General features: G+C 35.9%; 16 protein-coding genes. 2 read left to right on the top strand and 14 right to left on the bottom strand.

The genetic code is table 11. The features are described 5' to 3' along the window. Positions 1-238 precede the first annotated feature (238 nt). Genes PHE88_06410 through PHE88_06400 form a run of 3 tightly spaced genes read right to left on the bottom strand, consistent with a single transcriptional unit; the run spans position 239 to position 3238 of the window. Positions 239-1639, bottom strand: coding sequence for an anthranilate synthase component I family protein (locus PHE88_06410; GenBank protein MDD5687445.1), 1401 nt, complete (start codon positions 1637-1639; stop codon positions 239-241). Next, a complete protein-coding gene (locus PHE88_06405) occupies positions 1636-2175 on the bottom strand; it encodes a CvpA family protein (protein MDD5687444.1) in 540 nt (179 codons plus the stop codon). Before PHE88_06405 ends, PHE88_06410 begins: the two co-directional genes overlap by 4 nt. Then, on the bottom strand, positions 2162-3238 hold the full coding sequence (locus PHE88_06400; GenBank protein MDD5687443.1) for a DUF1015 domain-containing protein: 1077 nt from the start codon (positions 3236-3238) through the stop codon (positions 2162-2164). Before PHE88_06400 ends, PHE88_06405 begins: the two co-directional genes overlap by 14 nt. A 211-nt stretch (positions 3239-3449) precedes the next feature. Between PHE88_06400 and amrB the strand changes: the two genes are divergently transcribed. After that, entirely contained in the window at positions 3450-4913 is a 1464-nt protein-coding gene (gene amrB, locus PHE88_06395) for an AmmeMemoRadiSam system protein B (GenBank protein MDD5687442.1), read from the top strand. A 98-nt stretch (positions 4914-5011) separates the two neighbouring features. Continuing rightward, entirely contained in the window at positions 5012-5527 is a 516-nt protein-coding gene (locus PHE88_06390) for a transposase (GenBank protein ID MDD5687441.1), read from the top strand. A gap of 185 nt (positions 5528-5712) precedes the next feature. Here PHE88_06390 and PHE88_06385 read toward each other — a convergent pair whose 3' ends face one another. From PHE88_06385 to PHE88_06335, 11 genes are all read right to left on the bottom strand, one after another. Next, a complete protein-coding gene (locus PHE88_06385; protein MDD5687440.1) occupies positions 5713-7611 on the bottom strand; it encodes an aconitate hydratase in 1899 nt (632 codons plus the stop codon). Positions 7612-7718: 107 nt separating this feature from the next. Then, the gene (serA, locus tag PHE88_06380; protein MDD5687439.1) at positions 7719-9305 is read right to left on the bottom strand and encodes a phosphoglycerate dehydrogenase; all 1587 of its coding nucleotides are present in this window, start codon (positions 9303-9305) and stop codon (positions 7719-7721) included. Between the two features lie 224 nt (positions 9306-9529). Continuing rightward, positions 9530-10852: a glutamine synthetase family protein gene (locus PHE88_06375; protein MDD5687438.1), complete on the bottom strand. Its 1323-nt coding sequence runs from the start codon at positions 10850-10852 to the stop codon at positions 9530-9532. A gap of 107 nt (positions 10853-10959) precedes the next feature. Then, a complete protein-coding gene (locus PHE88_06370) occupies positions 10960-11301 on the bottom strand; it encodes a P-II family nitrogen regulator (protein ID MDD5687437.1) in 342 nt (113 codons plus the stop codon). A 124-nt stretch (positions 11302-11425) separates the two neighbouring features. After that, a complete protein-coding gene (locus PHE88_06365) occupies positions 11426-12793 on the bottom strand; it encodes an ammonium transporter (GenBank protein ID MDD5687436.1) in 1368 nt (455 codons plus the stop codon). 98 nt (positions 12794-12891) lie between these two features. After that, entirely contained in the window at positions 12892-13071 is a 180-nt protein-coding gene (locus PHE88_06360; GenBank protein MDD5687435.1) for a hypothetical protein, read from the bottom strand. A gap of 4 nt (positions 13072-13075) precedes the next feature. Beyond that, on the bottom strand, positions 13076-13414 hold the full coding sequence (locus PHE88_06355; protein ID MDD5687434.1) for a P-II family nitrogen regulator: 339 nt from the start codon (positions 13412-13414) through the stop codon (positions 13076-13078). A gap of 26 nt (positions 13415-13440) precedes the next feature. Continuing rightward, positions 13441-15000, bottom strand: coding sequence for an ammonium transporter (locus PHE88_06350; GenBank protein ID MDD5687433.1), 1560 nt, complete (start codon positions 14998-15000; stop codon positions 13441-13443). Positions 15001-15011: 11 nt separating this feature from the next. Continuing rightward, positions 15012-15734 carry a hypothetical protein gene (locus PHE88_06345; protein ID MDD5687432.1) on the bottom strand — a complete coding sequence of 241 codons (723 nt, stop codon included), beginning with the start codon at positions 15732-15734 and terminating at the stop codon, positions 15012-15014. Positions 15735-15751: 17 nt separating this feature from the next. Then, complete coding sequence (locus PHE88_06340; GenBank protein ID MDD5687431.1) at positions 15752-16522, bottom strand: class II glutamine amidotransferase; 771 nt, start codon at positions 16520-16522, stop codon at positions 15752-15754. Positions 16523-16780: 258 nt separating this feature from the next. Next, entirely contained in the window at positions 16781-17290 is a 510-nt protein-coding gene (locus PHE88_06335; protein ID MDD5687430.1) for a sigma-70 family RNA polymerase sigma factor, read from the bottom strand. Positions 17291-17332 lie beyond the last annotated feature (42 nt).

Below are 17332 nucleotides of genomic sequence, written 5' to 3'. Positions count from 1 at the left end.
CACGCCCTTTGGCGTGATATCATTGAAATTCCTATACATCAAGTTAAGCAAAGCTTCGCTTTGCAGCTACTAATCAGTTGATATTGTAACCACAGCGTATCAATTGGGCAGGCAAGCCTGCCCCTACGCGGGAAAAACTAACCCCCTATCCTCTCCCGTCAAGGGAGAGGAGGATAACCTTATGGATTTTACAAAACGTGAACATCAACATGTTTCTTTTAGGGCTTGCATTAATACATTACCTTGTTTCTTTTAGAGCTTGGATTAATGCTTTGGCTTTGTGAAGTGTTTCGTGATATTCTCTTTCGGGGACGGAATCGGCGACAATTCCGGCACCTACTTGAAAATATAATTTTTTGTCTTTTAAAATAAAGGTTCTTATTATTATGTTAAGGTCACAATCGCCGTTGTATCCTATCCAACCGCAACTCCCGGTATAAGGTCCACGGGCTGTCGGTTCAAGTTCATCTATAATTTCCATACATCTGATTTTCGGGCAACCGGTAATAGTTCCTCCGGGGAAAATTGACGCTATTACATCAAACACGTCTTTATTTTTCTTAAGAATACCGCAAACATTTGATACGATGTGGGAAACGTGAGAATAACTTTCAGTTATCATCATTTCGTTTACTTTAACGCTACCGTATTCACAAACTCGTCCTAAGTCATTCCTTTCCAAATCAACAAGCATTATATGTTCAGCTTTTTCTTTGGCATCTACTAAAAGCTCATTTTTAAGTTGCTCATCTTTCAATTTACTTAAACCCCGTGGTCTTGTTCCGGCAATAGGCCTTGTTATCACTTTACCATTTTCTATTTTAAGAAGGCGTTCCGGCGAGCAGCCGAAAATCTTCAAATCCGGAAAATTCAAGAAGCAGGAAAATGGCGACGGATTTACTTTCCTTAAATTTCTATAAAGTAATAACGGATTTCCGTCAAAAACACATTCCAGCCTGTGCGAAAGGTTAGCCTGGAAAATATCACCTTCTTTAATGTAATCTTTTGCTTTTTTGACAATGTTCTCGAACTGTTTTTTAGTTAAATTTGACTTAATTTTAATTTTCTTTTTTTTGTTTTTAGAATCGCAAGAACTTTCTTTTTCTAATATTTTGTAAATCCTGTTTAATTCACTTATGGCATTAGTTTTAGTATCAGCAAGTATTAATATTTTTGCCTGGTTTGTATTTTGATTGATAATTATAAAGTTCCTGCAAAAAGCAAAATACATGTCTGGTAATTTAATATCATCAATAGCGGATGCCGGCAATTTTTCAAAAAAATGCCGGATATCATATGAAAAATACCCTATTGCACCGCCAACGTTTAGCGGCAGATTACCCTTAATTATTTTTTCATTACACTTAAACTCTTTTACTTTTTTATAAAATATTTTTCTTAAATATTCTACAGGATTACCGGTTTCAACTTCGATTTTTCCATTTTTGATTATCTTAATTTTATTATGTTTGCTTTTAACTACCATATCGCAATTGAAACCTATCAGAGAATACGCTGCATTTTTCCCTTTTTCTACACTATCAAGAAAAAAAGAATACTGCTCTCCTGTAGAAATTTTCTCAAAAAGGTCTATTGGATTATAAATAGAATTAAGACAAAATAAGAATGGTTTTTTCATTTATGCGGGGAAGGCAGGTTTTTAATTTTTTTAACAACTTCTTTAGGAATATCTTTTGTAACTACCTTGTAATCATTCTTTGAAAATGGTTTCATTACAGGGATTATTATGTTATTAATTATTAAAGGCGTAAATGTGGAATTTTCTACGTAATATTCTATATTGCTGGATAAAGGAACTATTACCATAATATTCAAAATTGCACCACAAAAAATAACACCTAAAACAACTCCCAGTAATGCACCAAAAAACCTGTCAACCAGTCCCAAAAATAAGATATTCAGCAGCTTTGAAATTATAGTACACAGATAAAATGCAACAGCAGTTACGGATACGAATATTATCAGATAACTTATTATTAAACCAGATGGTTTAGGCGAAAAAAAAACTGCAAATTTTACATAAAGTAAATTTGCAAGAACAGAACCTATTAGCCCGGAAATAACATATGAAACGGTTGTAAGTATTCCTATCCAAGAACCAAACCAGGCGAGAATTATTATTAATAAAAAAATAGAAATATCAACCAAGTTCATTGAAAACAATTCCTGTTGATACTTTAGGATAGAAATATGTGGATTTTTGAGGTAAAATCATTTTTTTTCTCACAATAAATTTCAAATCTTTTATTGTTAACGGATTTAAAATAACCGCAGCGGAAAATTCACCGCTATCAACTCTTTTAATTGCTTCTTCCTCATCCTTTGTATAACTGAACTCAGCATCTTTCAATATTGTTGAATGCAAATATTCTATTGGCAAGCCATTGCGTTTCTTTTTAACTTTTACATTTATAAACTTATTATTCATGTAAAACTTAAAATCACCGTTATTTTTTGTAATTTTAAAATAATTACTTAATGTTTTAGTGCTTTTTACTTTCCACTTTTTAATCAGCCGATGGGTAGGAAGAATTAATAACCCCTTATCTTCAAAAGGACATAAAAACGATAAAATGTTACCGCCATTTGTAAATTCATGAAACGTTTCATACCTGTGATGACCATCAGCAATTAATATTTTATTGTTTTTTAAAAGTTTCTTTAAGGAATTTATTGTTTTTAAATCATTTATAATCCAGACTCTTTCAAAAACTTTAGGTAATCTTACGAATATATTGGGTTCTTTGGCTTTTATCCTTTGCGATATTTCCTTGAATATGTTTTTAGTATCTGAAAAAAGGCAGAATATGGGGCTGGTATTTATTTTGGTTGCCTTAAGAAGTTCTAACCTGTCTACTTTGGGTGCTGAAAGCGTTTTCTCATGAGGAAAAATGTTTTTGCCGAATTTCTCTGTCTTCAGAAGCGCAAAGAAACCTATTCTCGCATATTTTTTATCTTTAGAATAAAAGGTCTGCTCATATAAATAAAATGACGGGCTTTCTTCTTTTATCAATACTCTTTCTTCTTTCCACTTTTCAAATTTTTCTTTTGCTGATTTATGGCTTTCCGGCAATTCGATAGCCACTGCATTATATGAACTCTTTTTCAGAAACAATTCTTTTTCTGGCGGAGATATTACATCATACGGCGGACATACTAAATCAGAGATATCTTTTCTATTGTATCTAATTGCATAAAACGAAAATATTTCAGGCATGTTCTAATTTTATATAATACCTGTTTAAAAGTCAATACAAATGTTTGTTTTTCCATTTCACGGCGATAACGACTCGAAAAGTTGACATTGTAATAAAAAAGTAATAAAATGCCCGATTACAAGATGTTATTGCCTTAACATGAAATTTTCAAATTTGTTTCTTCTATTATTTATTGTTTCCGCTGCAAGCAGTTATGCCGAGGAGGTAAAAATGAAACGGGAACCTGCTGTCGCAGGACAATTTTACCCTGCAGATAAAAATGAACTTTCAAAAATGATTGATGGCTTTTTATCAAAGACCAAAAGACAAAACCTTAACGGTAAAATAATAGGACTTATTTCCCCACATGCCGGATATGTATTTTCAGGACAGACTGCTGCTTATGCTTATAAGCAGATTGAAGGTGAAAAAATTGACACTGTGATTTTGATAGGGTCAAGTCATAACTTTCCGGTAAAAAATGCTGCTTTATGGACAGGCGGGAATTTTTCAACCCCTATAGGGGATATTAAAATTGATGATGAAATTGTAAAAGAACTCTTGCACGACCCATCAAAAATTATTCAGGCAGACAATGATGTTCATATCCCGGAACATTCAATAGAAGTCCAAATTCCATTTTTACAAAAGGTGCTGAGTAATTTTAAAATTGTAGCTATACTTATAAATGATATGCAGCAATATGAAGAAGTTGCCGGGGTAATTGCAAAAGTAATTAAAGGTTCCAATAAATCCATATTACTTGTTGCATCAACAGATATGACTCATTATCCTGTAAAAAAAGATGCAGAAATGATAGATAAAAATACACTTGATACAATAGAAAAATTTAATCCGGAGAAACTAATAGAAACTGATGAAAATTGGTTGTCAAAAGGAATTACTGAACTTCACTGTACATTATGCGGGCTTCCTGCCGTATTGACTGTTATGGCTGCTTCAAAAATTTTGGGAGCTGACAAAGCGGTAACAATCCATTATTCCAATTCTGCTGAATCAACTTATGGTGATGAAAACAGGGTTGTGGGGTATGGGGCGGTGGCATTTGTGAGAACGGGAAATAAGTCCGAGGTCCGAGGTCCGAGGTCCGAGGTCAAAAGTTCAAAGTCAGAGAAAAAGGAATTTTCAATAACCAAAGAATCACAGAAGGAATTACTGAATATTGCTCGAAGTTCTATCGAGGGGTATTTAACTAACGGGAAAATTCCCAAATTTTCTACTAAAAATCAGGAATTATTAAATAATGGTGCTGTATTTGTTACGCTTGAGAAAAGCCATGATTTACGGGGATGTATAGGGACAACGGAAGCAAGAATGCCTTTATATGAAGCGGTAACACAGCTTGCTATTGCTGCTGCTGTTGAAGACCATAGATTTCCACCGGTATCAAAAAATGAACTGAAAGATATAACAATAGAAATTTCTGTTCTGTCACCACTTACAAAAGTAGCATCAGTTGATGAAATTATTGAAGGCAAACACGGCGTTGTTATAAAAAAAGGGTTGCGTTCCGGATTATTTTTACCGCAAGTCTGGGAACATCCTGAACTTTGTAAAAAAGATGCATTTTTATCCGAATTATGCTATCAAAAAGCTGGACTTGAACCTGACGCCTGGAAAAAAGGTGATGTCGACATATATATATTTACTGTTTTCGCATTTAAGGAAAAATAGGAATTAAAGGGCGGGCAAGCCCGCCCCTACGCGGATATAATATATAGAAGTTACGCAAAATTACACGTAGGGGTGAGCTTGCTCACCCAAAAATATAAATGAATTTATCTGAAAATTATCGTAAAAATTCTTTACGCCTTAAAACCTGGGATTATTTTTTACCGGGTTCATATTTTTTTACAATTTGTACGTTTAAACGGGCAGTAATATTCAATGCTGAATTTATTCGCAATAAAACAATTGATATTTTTAAGAATCTTTCAACGATAAAAGATGTAACAATACATGTAATTGTGATTACGATAGACCATATTCATGGACTTGTAACTTTACCGGAAGAAAGAAAAGTAAATTTATCACAATATATCGGCATATCAAAGGTAAAAATAACCCAAATGGTTCGCAAAGAATGCGACCAAACAATGGGCGGGCAAGCCCGCCCCTACGCGGACATGATTGGTTTTCATTATAAGAAAAAACAGGCGGACATGATATGGCAGCGATCTTATTATGACCATATAATTCGCAATGAACAGGATTTCAATGAAAAGGCAAAATATATTGAAAATCACCCTTTCAAAGAAGACAGTGAGATATATTCGGAATGGCATTAATTTATAAATTTGATATAATTACAGATAAATTGAATTTTAGAAAGGGCACAAGAAAATAGAAAAGGAGGAATATGAGTAAAATTAAGCAGGAAACAAGAAGGCATCAAATCAGACAAAGGTATTTAAGAAGGTTGAAGAACAAGAAAGCTCTGTTGAAATCTCAGCAGGAAAAATCAGCGGTAAAATCACCTGTAGTTCAACAGCCCGCCAGCTAAGAGAATTTTTAGCTGTCTTTGGGTTAAATCGTGGGTAACCGTAAAGGAAGTATCTTTTGTGATATTTTTAATGGTAAGTTTGCATTTAGAAATATCATCTTTAACATCCTTAATTTCAAGTTTATCGAAAATATCAATCTTTTCGTAATCTGCCGGATTTTCAAAAGCTAAAGGTGCAATTCCAAAATTAACAAGGTTTGATTTGTGTATTCTTGCATATGATTTTGCAAGAATCACTTTTACACCAAGATACCTAAGACATAAAGCTGCATGTTCGCGTGACGAGCCCTGCCCATAATTTATACCTGCAACAATAATACTGCCACTTTTATTTTTTACCTTTTCAACAAATTCAGGGTCGATTTTATTAAATACGTATTGGGAAATTGCGGGAATATTTGAACGCAAAGGCAATATCTTCGCACCGGCCGGGATAATGTCATCCGTAGTTATATTATCTTTAAGTTTAAGTATTACCTCACCGATAATAACATCTTCCAATTCAACAATATCTTCCATTGGTTTTATATTTTCACCTTTATATATCCGGACATCTGACTTTCCCTGCTGAGGAGCGACTATTAAATCATCACCCAATATAATATTTTTAGGTAATTTTATTTTTGGTATTTTTCCCGATGGTTCTGTAATATTGCCTTCAATCGCAGAAAACGCGGCGACAACAGGTCCGGAGATGTACATTTGAGCATCGGCTGTTCCACTCCTTCCCTCAAAATTTCTATTAAAGGTCCTTAAAGAAACACCCCCTGCATTAGGTGCACAACCCATTCCTATACAGGGACCGCAAGCAGGTTCAAGCACCCTTATACCGGAATCAATCATATCGTATAAAGCACCTGTCTTTACCAAATTCATAAGAACCTGCTTCGAGCCCGGAGAAACTATTGTAGATACTTTCACTTTTTTACCTTTTACTATTTTAGCAACCAGCATTAAATCTACCAGCGAAGAATTAGTACAGGAACCAATAATTACCTGGTCTAATTTTACTTTTCCAATATCCTTAACCTTCTTTACATTATCAGGTGAATGCGGGCAGGCGACAAGAGGGACAATTTCCCCTAAATCAATTTTTATGGTCTCGTCATATAAAGCATATTCATCAGCACAAATCTCCTGCCATTCATTCTCTCTTTTTTGTAATTTCAGAAATTTTTTGGTTTGTTCATCTGAAGGAAAGATTGATGTCGTCAATCCTAACTCAGCGCCCATATTTGTAATGGTCGCCCGCTCATAAACGGAAAGAGTCCGGACTCCTTCACCGCTGTATTCAAAAATCTTACCGACTCCGCCTTTGACAGTCAACCTGCGCAAAAGTTCCAAAATAACGTCTTTTGCGGACGCCCATCCGGTTAGTTTTCCTGAAAGCTGAATATTAACAATTTTTGGCACTTTAAAATAAAATTTACCGGTAGCCAGCGCATATGCAATATCTAACCCACCAACACCTATGGCAAGCATTCCCAATGCACCCGAAGTCGGTGTATGGGAATCAGACCCAATCAGGGTTTCAGACGGAACAGCAAACCTTTCTAAATGGAGCTGATGACAGACACCGTTACCGCTGGGGGAAAAATAAAGACCATATTTTTCCGCTATTGATTGCAAGTACTTGTGGTCATCGGCATTTTCAAAACCGGTCTGGAGCGTGTTATGGTCAATATATGATACCGACCGTTTTGTTTTTATTTTTTTAACACCCATAGCCTCAAATTCAAGATAAGCAAGCGTACCTGTCGCGTCCTGGGTAAGAGTCTGGTCGATTCTTATACCAATTTCCTCACCGGCTTTTATACTACCTTCCAACAAATGTTTTTCAATAATTTTTTGAACAATGTTTTGTTTCATAAATAAGAGAGTTATAGGGTTATAGGGTTTTAGAGTTTTAGGGTTTAGGGTTTTTAAACTCTATGAACTCTATAACTCTACAAACTCTATGAACTCTATAACGCTTTTTATAGGACTATCATCTTTACATTTTTTATTTCGGGCTGATTTTTTATTTCCTTTAAAACATTTTCTGCTATTACATCATCAACATTTATAATTGTAATCGCTTCACCGCCAACTGTTTTTCTGCCGACTTCCATTGAAGCGATATTCACAGAATTTTTTCCAAGAATCATTCCTATTTTACCGACAACACCCGGTTTATCTGTGTTGGAAAAAACAAGAATATTTTTATCAGGTTCCACATCTACATAATAGTCGTTAATCCTTACAATGCGAAAATCCTTTTTGCCAAAAACTGTCCCGGCAATAATACTCTCGCCAACCTCAGTTTTCAACTTTACAACTACCAGATTAGTAAAATCGGTTGTTTCAGAAATTCTTGATTCTGAAACCTTTATGCCTTTTTCCTGCGCGACTATCAGGGCATTAATAAAATTAACGACCCCTTCTTCGCTCATATTTTCAAGAACACCTTTAACAGCAGCAATTGTCAGAGACGCTAAATCATATTTTGTAACTTCACCCGAATAATTAATTTCAATCGATGAAATTCTGCCGTCAGCAAATTGTGAAGCAAATAAACCTAATTTTTCGGAAAGGTTGATATAAGGCTGCATTTTCTGAAGCATTTCAGAAGGTATAAACGGAAAATTTACCGCATTTCTTATTGTACCTATAGAAAAATATTCAACAACCTGCTTAGCTACTTCAACAGAAACGTTTGTCTGGGCTTCTTCTGTTGATGCACCTAAGTGCGGTGTCATTATAACACTGTTAATTTCAAAAAAAGGCGACTCGACTAAAGGTTCTTTTTCAAAAACATCAAGAGCAGCACCTTTAACTTTGCCGGATTTTAACGCCGAAGCCAGTGCCTGTTCATCAATAAGTCCTCCTCTGGCACAGTTAACTATACGGACTCCATCTTTCATTTTCTTGATTGTTTCAGCATTAATAAGGTTTTTTGTCGCTTCTGTTTTAGGTGTGTGAATCGTTATATAATCCGATTCTTTAAAAAGTTCATCCAATGAAACGGATTCAACTCCTAATTGAACCGCTCTTTCTTTTGAAATAAACGGGTCGAAAACAAGCACTTTCATTCCAAAGGACAGGAGCCGTTTTGCAACTTCAATCCCGATTTTTCCGAAACCGACAACTCCCACAGTTTTTCCCAATACTTCAACACCGACAAATTCTTTCTTTTTCCACTCGCCTTTTTTAAGCGACGCATTTGCCTGCGGAATATTTCTTGAAAGTGAAAGCAGCATAGAAACAGTGTGTTCCGCAGCAGAAATGGTATTCCCTCCGGGAACGTTCATAACAACAATCCCTTTTTTTGACGCCTCTTTGACATCTATGTTATCAACACCGGTCCCTGCACGACCTATGACTTTTAAATTTTGAGCTGCAGCTAAAATTTCCTTTGTAACTTTCGTTTCACTTCTGACTAAAAGTCCGTCAAACTCGCCGATAATTTTTAAGAGCTCCTCAGGTTTGAGTCCGGTTTTCACAGTAACAGAAAATTCAGGATTGTTTTTAAGAACTTCAATCCCTTCCTTTGCTAGTGGATCGCTAATAAGAACTTTTTTCATGACTATAATTACCTCCGCAAATTAGGCCCGCCACTGAACCGTTGGCGGGCAACTACAAACATTGAAATTCCTATACGTCAAATTAGGCACCGCAAGGCGGTGCAGCTACAAACATCAAAATCCCTATACATTAAATTATATAAAAAATATAAAATTTTGCAAATAAAAAAGTGTGAAAATATTTAAAATTCACACTTTTTTATTTTCTAGTTCCTGAAATTATTTTACAGAACAGGTAAATACTTCTCTATTTCGTAACCTGTTATCTGGGTACGATACATATCCCATTCTATTTTTTTGTTCTCTATAAATTTCTCAAACACATGTTGACCAAGTGCTTTTTTTAAAAGTTCGCTCTTCTCAGCAAGTTCTATAGCTTCAATCAAAGAACCGGGAAGTGAAAATATTTTTTCTTTTCTACGTTCCGTTTCATTCATATGAAATATATCTTTCTCGATTGGTTCGGTCAAAGGATATTTGTTCTTAATCCCATCAAGACCTGCTGCAAGCATTACAGAAAATGCAAGATACGGGTTGCAAGCCGGGTCAGGAAAACGCAACTCAATTCTGGTTGCAACTTCTTTACCGGGCTTATACATCGGAACTCTGACAAGCGCCGAGCGGTTCCTTCTTGCCCATGATATATAAACCGGTGCTTCGTAACCTGGGACTAAACGCTTATAAGAATTGACCCACTGGTTAGTTATTGCACATATTTCAGGAACGTGCTTTAATACGCCTGCTATATAATGTTTTGCAAGCGGAGATAAAAGATATTTATCTTTTGCATCAAAAAAAGCATTTTTATTCCCTTTAAACAATGATTGATGAACATGCATACCGGAACCGTTCTTTCCAAACAAAGGTTTCGGCATAAAAGTAGCATAAAGCCCTTTGGAATAGGCAACCTGTTTAACAACTACTTTATATGTCATAACATTATCTGCCATGGTAATCGCATCATTATAACGCAAATCTATCTCATGCTGTGAAGGTGCAACTTCGTGATGCGAATATTCAACTTTTATCCCCATTTTTTCAAGATAGAGTACCGTATCTCTTCTTAAATCATGCGCTTCATCCAAAGGCACATAATCAAAATATCCGCCTTCATCAATAATTTCCGGCGATTTATCAGATTTAAAATAAAAGTATTCTAATTCCGGTCCTACATTAAATGTAAACCCAAGTTTCTTTACTTCTTCCAGGTTCTTCTTTAAAATATATCTTGTATCCCCGTCATACGGCGTACCATCAGGATTCAATATGTCACAGAACATACGGGCAACTTTTTCATCTTGAGGTCTCCATGGTAATATTTCAAATGTTTCCGGATTCGCCTTAGCAATTAAATCCGATTCGAAAATTCTCGCAAAACCTTCAATGGACGAACCATCAAATCCCATACCTTCCGAAAGAGCGCCTTCAAGTTCTCTCGGTGTAATTGTGAATGATTTCAACTGTCCAAGAATATCCACAAACCACAACTTGATAAACTTTACATTCTCCTTCTTTACAATTGCCAAAACATCATTTTTCGTCTTCATAAACAAACCCCCTATTAAAATAGTGCGATGGTGCGATAGTACGATAGTGCGATTGTTATTTCTTAAAGATTTTATTGTATAAAATATTTTTTATAATGTCAAATTTTTTATCCGATTGCTTCACCTCCTTTTTCACCTGTCCTTATCCGGATGCATTCCTTTAAATCCAAAACAAATATTTTGCCGTCGCCGACATTGCCTGTTCTCGCGCCGGCGATGATTGCGTCAATTGTGGGTTGGACAAACATTTCGTTTACGGCGATTTCAAGCCTTACTTTTCTCAGTAAATTACCGCTTTCTTTAACACCGCGATATACTTCTGTTACACCCATCTGCTTGCCGTGTCCTAAAACCTCATTGACTGTAATAAGATTAACCTCCTTTTTATAAAGCTCTTTTTTTACTTCTTCAAGTCTGTCTGGTTGAATTATTGCTATTACCAGTTTCATGGTTTTACCTCCTTAGAGTCTGTAAATAGTTTAGAGATTAAGTCTCTTCTGTGTCTACATTACAGCTACATACCCCTCACCTTTCGTCCTCTCCCCATAGGGGAGAGGAATGAAGTGCGAGAGATTATAGTACTGTATAGGCACTTTCATGATGCTCGGTAAGGTCAAGCCCGATTACTTCTTCTTTATCTTTAGCCCGAACACCGATTAAGACATCAACAAGCTTGTATATTATCAATGTAACAATAAAACTGTAAATTATCGTCACCAATACGGTTTTCAACTGAATAATGAACTGGGCAGGATTACCATAAAACAATCCATCAGCACCGGAAGAATTGATTGCTTTTGAAGCAAAAAGTCCTGTCGCAAGGGCACCCCAAATTCCGCCAATTCCATGAACACCAAAAGCATCCAGTGAATCATCATATCCGAATTTAGGTTTTACAACTGCAACCATTATAAAACAGAATATGCTGACAAAAAACCCTATTGCAATAGCGGAGGTCGCACTCACAAAGCCCGATGCCGGTGTTATAGCAACCAACCCTGCAACAGCTCCGGTTGCAACACCCAAAGTAGTCGGTCTGTCATTGAATAACCATTCCAGAACAGCCCATGTTAATCCTGCCGCTGCAGCTGAAGTATTTGTCACAACAAAAGCATTAACTGCTGACCCATTTGCACCTAAAGCGCTTCCCGCATTAAAACCAAACCAGCCAAACCATAAAAGTCCGGCACCAAGTAACGTAAACGGTAAGTTATGCGGGGGTATAGGTGTGGAATAATCTTTCCTTTTACCTATTACTAAAGCGGTAACTATAGCCGCTATACCGGCATTAATATGAACAACTGTTCCACCTGCAAAATCTAAAGCTCCCATATTTCTTAACCAACCACCCAAACCCCAAACCCAGTGAGCCATGGGGTCATATACAAACGTGGTCCATAAAATACTGAATAGAAGGAAAGCAGAAAACTTCATTCTTTCCGCAAAAGCGCCTATGATAAGCGCCGGTGTTATAACCGCAAACATCATTTGAAATATCATAAATAACTGATGTGGAATAGTACTTGAGTATCCTGGATACAGCTCAAGACCGACCCCGCTTAAACCAAACCATTTAAAACCACCCCAGAAACCTTTGTCAGGACCGAAAGAAAGGCTATATCCGAACAAAACCCATTGTAAACTTATCACACAAAGCATTACAGCACATTGCATTAAAATACTTAAAACATTTTTTTTTCTGACAAGCCCGCCGTAGAAAAAAGCAAGTCCGGGCAAAGTCATGAGCATGACAAGTGCAGTTGAGATAAGAACCCACGCCGTATCGCCGCTATCAACTTTTGTAACTAGCACAGATGAAACTGCTTGTGCACTTTTTTCCACAGTTATTTGAGTCGGCAATAATTTTACATTTTCCGCAAAAACAATTCCAGAAAACAAAAATACTAAACCCGCAAAAAATAAACCGTACAACTTTTTCATTGTATTTTCTCCTATTAAAATCAAACAATTGTTTATGCAATTGAATAAATATTAAATATAAAAATCCTTTCTTTTATTTGTTTATTTTTCTTCATTGATTATTCTATCTCTAATATTTCTTTAACTAAATGTGCATATACTTTATTTATATGGCTTGTTTTAAACCATCTTTCTATTGTAGAAATAGATATATCAAGTTTTTTAGACAAGTCAAATAATGTATAACCTCTTTCCTGTTTTACTCTAATAATTTTTTCAATCAATTCTTTATCTATCATTTAATTAAATTGTTATGTCTCCTTTTTCACCAGTCCTAATCCTTATTGCATTTTCTATGTTGTATATAAATATCTTACCATCCCCGATTGCACCGGTTTTTGCAGTTTCACTTATAACCTTGACAATACGTTCTACATCTTGGTCTTTAGCTACTATCTCTATTTTTATTTTCGGCAAAAGTTCTACTTTGTATTTTTTACCACGCCACTGCTGGTCTATCCCTTTTTGTTTACCACAACCCTCTATTTCCGTAACCATTAAACCCGGAAAACCGCTTTCCTCCAAAGATTGTCTAATGGATTCTAATTTTGCAGGACGCACTATAGCTTCTATTTTCTTCATAATTTATACCTCCATCAAGTTTTAAACTAAAATTTCTGTATAGCAATAGGTGTTTCCGAATGCTTGTCAAGTTTTACTCCGGAATATCCGGGAACTCCCATTTCCGGGACATCCAATCCTGATATTTCTTTTTCCGGTTCCACACGATTGCCAACAAAAAATTCAATAAGCTTGAAAATAATCAATGAAACTAATCCTACATAAATGATGTTAGAAATTACTCCTATACTCTGAGCTATAAACTGTGAAGCATCACCGTAAAATAATCCTTTAACCGTTCCGGCGACACCGTTCCATCCGTCACCATAGGAACCATCGGCAAAAAGTCCTAGAGCGAAACAACCCCATGCACCGTTTACACCGTGAACTGATATAGCACCCACCGGATCGTCAATTTTTAGTTTACTGTCAACGAAGAAAACTGACTCCACAACCAATATTCCTGCGATAAAACCTATAATACATGCACTAACAGAATTGACAAATGCACAGGGAGCGGTAATTGCTACCAACCCTGCCAACATACCATTGCACATCATACTGGGGTCCGGTTTCTTAGTGCGGACAATCCACATCCACAATGTTGAAGCCACTGCTCCCGTTGCCGATGCAAGCATAGTATTAACTGCAATGACCCCAATACGCAAATCTGTTCCAGCCAATGTGGAACCGGCATTAAAACCAAACCACCCAAAAGCAAGAATAAATGTTCCAACAACAGCCATAGGTATATTATGGCCGGGAATTGCATTAACGCTTCCATCACGGTTAAATTTACCTAAACGAGGGCCCACAATCCATGCTCCTACCAAAGCAATCACTCCTCCGCACATATGTACTACGGATGAACCGGCAAAATCTACATGCCCATGACCCAGATGAAAATTCTGGCCTAACATAGCCAGCCAACCACCACCCCATACCCAGTTACCGAAAATCGGATAGATTATGGTCCCGACAAAAACACCATAAATACAAAATGCAATAAATTTCCATCTCTCGGCAAGCGCACCGGTTGGAATTGTAGCAGTAGTATCCATAAATACCATTTGAAAGAGAAAAAGTGTAAATATCGCTACATCATAAGATGAACCTGTCAAGAGAAATCCCTTTGCTCCAAATAAACCAAATGATTTCCCGAATAAGCTAATGGTAACTTCATGATTTAACCCGGCGTATCCTCCTAATGTTCCGATAGCACCCATACCTCCAAACATCAGGGCAAACCCACAGACGTAGAATCCTAACATACCCAACGGGTAAATCAGGAAATTCATCCCCATAGTGTGAGCAACATTTTTTGCGCGAGTCAGACCCGTCTCAACCATTGCAAATCCCGGCTGCATGAACATAACAAGAAACCCGGCGACAAGCACCCAAACAAAGTTAATTGCCACCCTATTATGTCCTGCAACCTGAGCTACTTCTTCTATTGTCGGCTTACCGACAACTGAAGCAGAGACATCCATAATTCCGCCAGTATTTGAACCCGCAGAATCAGGATTTGAAGCAGCCATCAACATAGGTAAGAACGAACAACCAATTATAATTAAACCAAATAGAAAAATAGAAATTTTAAATTTCATATAAACCTCCGTTACTTTATATCAAAATCAATGTCAAGCTGAAGCGTCCATGTCATTTTATCACCACCGTAAAATGTCTTTGCTAAAGGGAACACCGGACCAGTGAGTAAAGTCACATTATCAGCAAAATAGGTATATAATCCAAAACCTGTTGCTGAAAAGGAATTTTTGCCGCTCATATAATCAAAAGCAAAAATAAATTTCTTATACTGCGGGGAAAGATAACCCAACATAAAACCAGTGTTATCTGTTTTTCCTTTTTCATCTACGAGAAGGCTTTTATTCCCTGAATAATAACCTGCAGAAAAACTTCCAGATTTAAAGGTCTTACCTATATCTAAATGCCATATATCATAATCGGTTACTCCGCTTCTGACTCCTTTTGAGAACATACCTAAAGAAAAACCTACCGGTAACAATTCACCTTCCGGTGAACCAATTTTGGCATTTAGATAATGTTGCTCTTCTGGAGTAGGAACCGGTAAAAAAGCATCATATCCGATTTCCATCTGTATTTTTTTAAATGGTAAAACTCCCGTTGTGAAACCATAATCTACCGGCATGGCACTTTTAGTTCTAACATATGTATCATATGTAATATGCCCTTTCATATAAGGCTGGAAATACGGTGTACACGGAGTCCAAAAAACGGTTGAAGGTGTAGCAAATAAAGCAGTAAATACCGAATAATAATTAGTAATTAGTAGAACCAAAATAAATAATTTTTTTCTCATTATATTATTCTCCAACGTTAATACTTAAATGAACATAAAAATATTTTTTTACAAACCTCTTCAGATTCATTTTCAATAAGTCCGTATTTATTAACTACTACTATTTCACCATTTTTCATTTCTTTCCATTCAAAACCACGAAGTTCTTCCGAACAAACCAAAAACAGACCTTTATAAAATGAATAATTAAGGGTGTAATAATTCTCATCTTCCGCAAAACCTCTATAACAATACATATTTTTACCGTCACTTAAAAGGAATGTAAGAGATGTAAATTTACATTTACTTTCAATTTCACTGATAACGTCTCTAATTGTTTCCTTATAATCTTTTACACTTTTCTTATCAAGTCTATCAATTAAGAATTTAAAAAATCTTTCACTATCAGTTGTCCCTTCATATTTACACCCGGGCATTAATAATCTTTCCGAGTTATAAATCGTCCCGTTATGACAAAAAATCCAATCATCCTTGATAAAAGGATGGGTGTTTTCAATTATTTTATCCCCTTCTGATGCTTTTCTTAAGTGTGCTATTAAAATTTTTGTGCTTGACATCATTGCTTTTTCAGTTGCAATAAGAAAATTATCAGAATCACTAATAGCACTTTTTTCACTTCTACCAAAATGAACCGCCCATTTACCAAGATAACCTGCAACTCCCCAGCCATCATAATGACCTTCGGACATTGTATTTTTTATTCTACCTCTAACTGCAAGTTCCTGAAAACTCTCAAGCCATAACGGTGAAATTTTATTTGTTGAAATAACCCCTAACATTCTACACATTGTTTTACCTCCTTAGGACACACTATTAAGCACCCCCCTAGTTTTTATCCCCCCAGTTCCGATAAATCGGAACTAAACTGGGGGACTGACGCAAAACTGGCAGGGGGGTATTTTTTTCTGCGAAAAAATAAAAAACGCTCTATCCACCACTGGTTGATAGAACGTCTACGTTCTCTTTACTTCATAGACCCGTCAATAGGTCCGATTAACTTCTCTTTCTACTTATACAAGTAAAAAAATGGTGATTTTGTAAACCCCCTAATTCATTTTACTACTCCATTTTTTACAAATATTCTTACGGATTCTGGCTACTCTTACGAAGGAAATTTTTAATTTATTGCCAATCTCTCTCAACGTGTACCCGTTTAAACAAAAAACAAGTACTTCTTTCTCTCTTTTTGTGAGACCGTTTGCTTTAACTATTTTGATATATATTTTATATGCAATTATTTCAGAAAGAAGTTGAGAATTATCCGGTATTATTTCATTAAGTGTTGTCCCATCACTATTAATCGGTTCATCAATACTTACAATATTTACCTTATCATTAACCGTTCTTAAATAATTCTTAATATGAAACCAGCAGCCCTGCATCAGGTAACTTTCAGTCTTTCCCTTGAATTTATCTTGTTCCCACTTTTCCAACAAGTAAATAGACATTTCTTGTAATAAATCGTCTTCATCAACAAATTGCAAATATCCGTTAAACTTCCTAGCTATTCCCCTAAGTTTAGGATAAAACTCTTCCAATACTTTTTTAAATTCCATTCTCCATCACCTCCAAAGTTTTAACATCTTTTAGTCTGCTAA

It is taken from the genome of Elusimicrobiota bacterium (assembly GCA_028718185.1).
GTDB lineage: Bacteria > Elusimicrobiota > UBA8919 > UBA8919 > UBA8919 > JAQUMH01.
The sequence above is the reverse complement of the archived record's forward strand: the minus strand, read 5'-3'. Positions and strand labels throughout refer to the sequence as shown.

Excerpts from the sequence above, each read along its gene's own strand:
- PHE88_06375 (MDD5687438.1), bottom strand. The coding sequence starts at position 10,852 with ATGAAGACGAAAAATGATGTTTTGGCAATTGTAAAGAAGGAGAATGTA.
- PHE88_06355 (MDD5687434.1), bottom strand. The coding sequence starts at position 13,414 with ATGAAGAAAATAGAAGCTATAGTGCGTCCTGCAAAATTAGAATCCATT.
- PHE88_06410 (MDD5687445.1), bottom strand. The coding sequence starts at position 1,639 with ATGAAAAAACCATTCTTATTTTGTCTTAATTCTATTTATAATCCAATA.
- PHE88_06350 (MDD5687433.1), bottom strand. The coding sequence starts at position 15,000 with ATGAAATTTAAAATTTCTATTTTTCTATTTGGTTTAATTATAATTGGT.
- PHE88_06385 (MDD5687440.1), bottom strand. The coding sequence starts at position 7,611 with ATGAAACAAAACATTGTTCAAAAAATTATTGAAAAACATTTGTTGGAA.
- PHE88_06400 (MDD5687443.1), bottom strand. The coding sequence starts at position 3,238 with ATGCCTGAAATATTTTCGTTTTATGCAATTAGATACAATAGAAAAGAT.
- PHE88_06365 (MDD5687436.1), bottom strand. The coding sequence starts at position 12,793 with ATGAAAAAGTTGTACGGTTTATTTTTTGCGGGTTTAGTATTTTTGTTT.
- PHE88_06335 (MDD5687430.1), bottom strand. The coding sequence starts at position 17,290 with ATGGAATTTAAAAAAGTATTGGAAGAGTTTTATCCTAAACTTAGGGGA.
- PHE88_06405 (MDD5687444.1), bottom strand. The coding sequence starts at position 2,175 with ATGAACTTGGTTGATATTTCTATTTTTTTATTAATAATAATTCTCGCC.
- PHE88_06345 (MDD5687432.1), bottom strand. The coding sequence starts at position 15,734 with ATGAGAAAAAAATTATTTATTTTGGTTCTACTAATTACTAATTATTAT.
- PHE88_06360 (MDD5687435.1), bottom strand. The coding sequence starts at position 13,071 with ATGATAGATAAAGAATTGATTGAAAAAATTATTAGAGTAAAACAGGAA.
- PHE88_06390 (MDD5687441.1), top strand. The coding sequence starts at position 5,012 with ATGAATTTATCTGAAAATTATCGTAAAAATTCTTTACGCCTTAAAACC.
- PHE88_06370 (MDD5687437.1), bottom strand. The coding sequence starts at position 11,301 with ATGAAACTGGTAATAGCAATAATTCAACCAGACAGACTTGAAGAAGTA.
- PHE88_06340 (MDD5687431.1), bottom strand. The coding sequence starts at position 16,522 with ATGTGTAGAATGTTAGGGGTTATTTCAACAAATAAAATTTCACCGTTA.
- amrB (MDD5687442.1), top strand. The coding sequence starts at position 3,450 with ATGAAACGGGAACCTGCTGTCGCAGGACAATTTTACCCTGCAGATAAA.
- serA (MDD5687439.1), bottom strand. The coding sequence starts at position 9,305 with ATGAAAAAAGTTCTTATTAGCGATCCACTAGCAAAGGAAGGGATTGAA.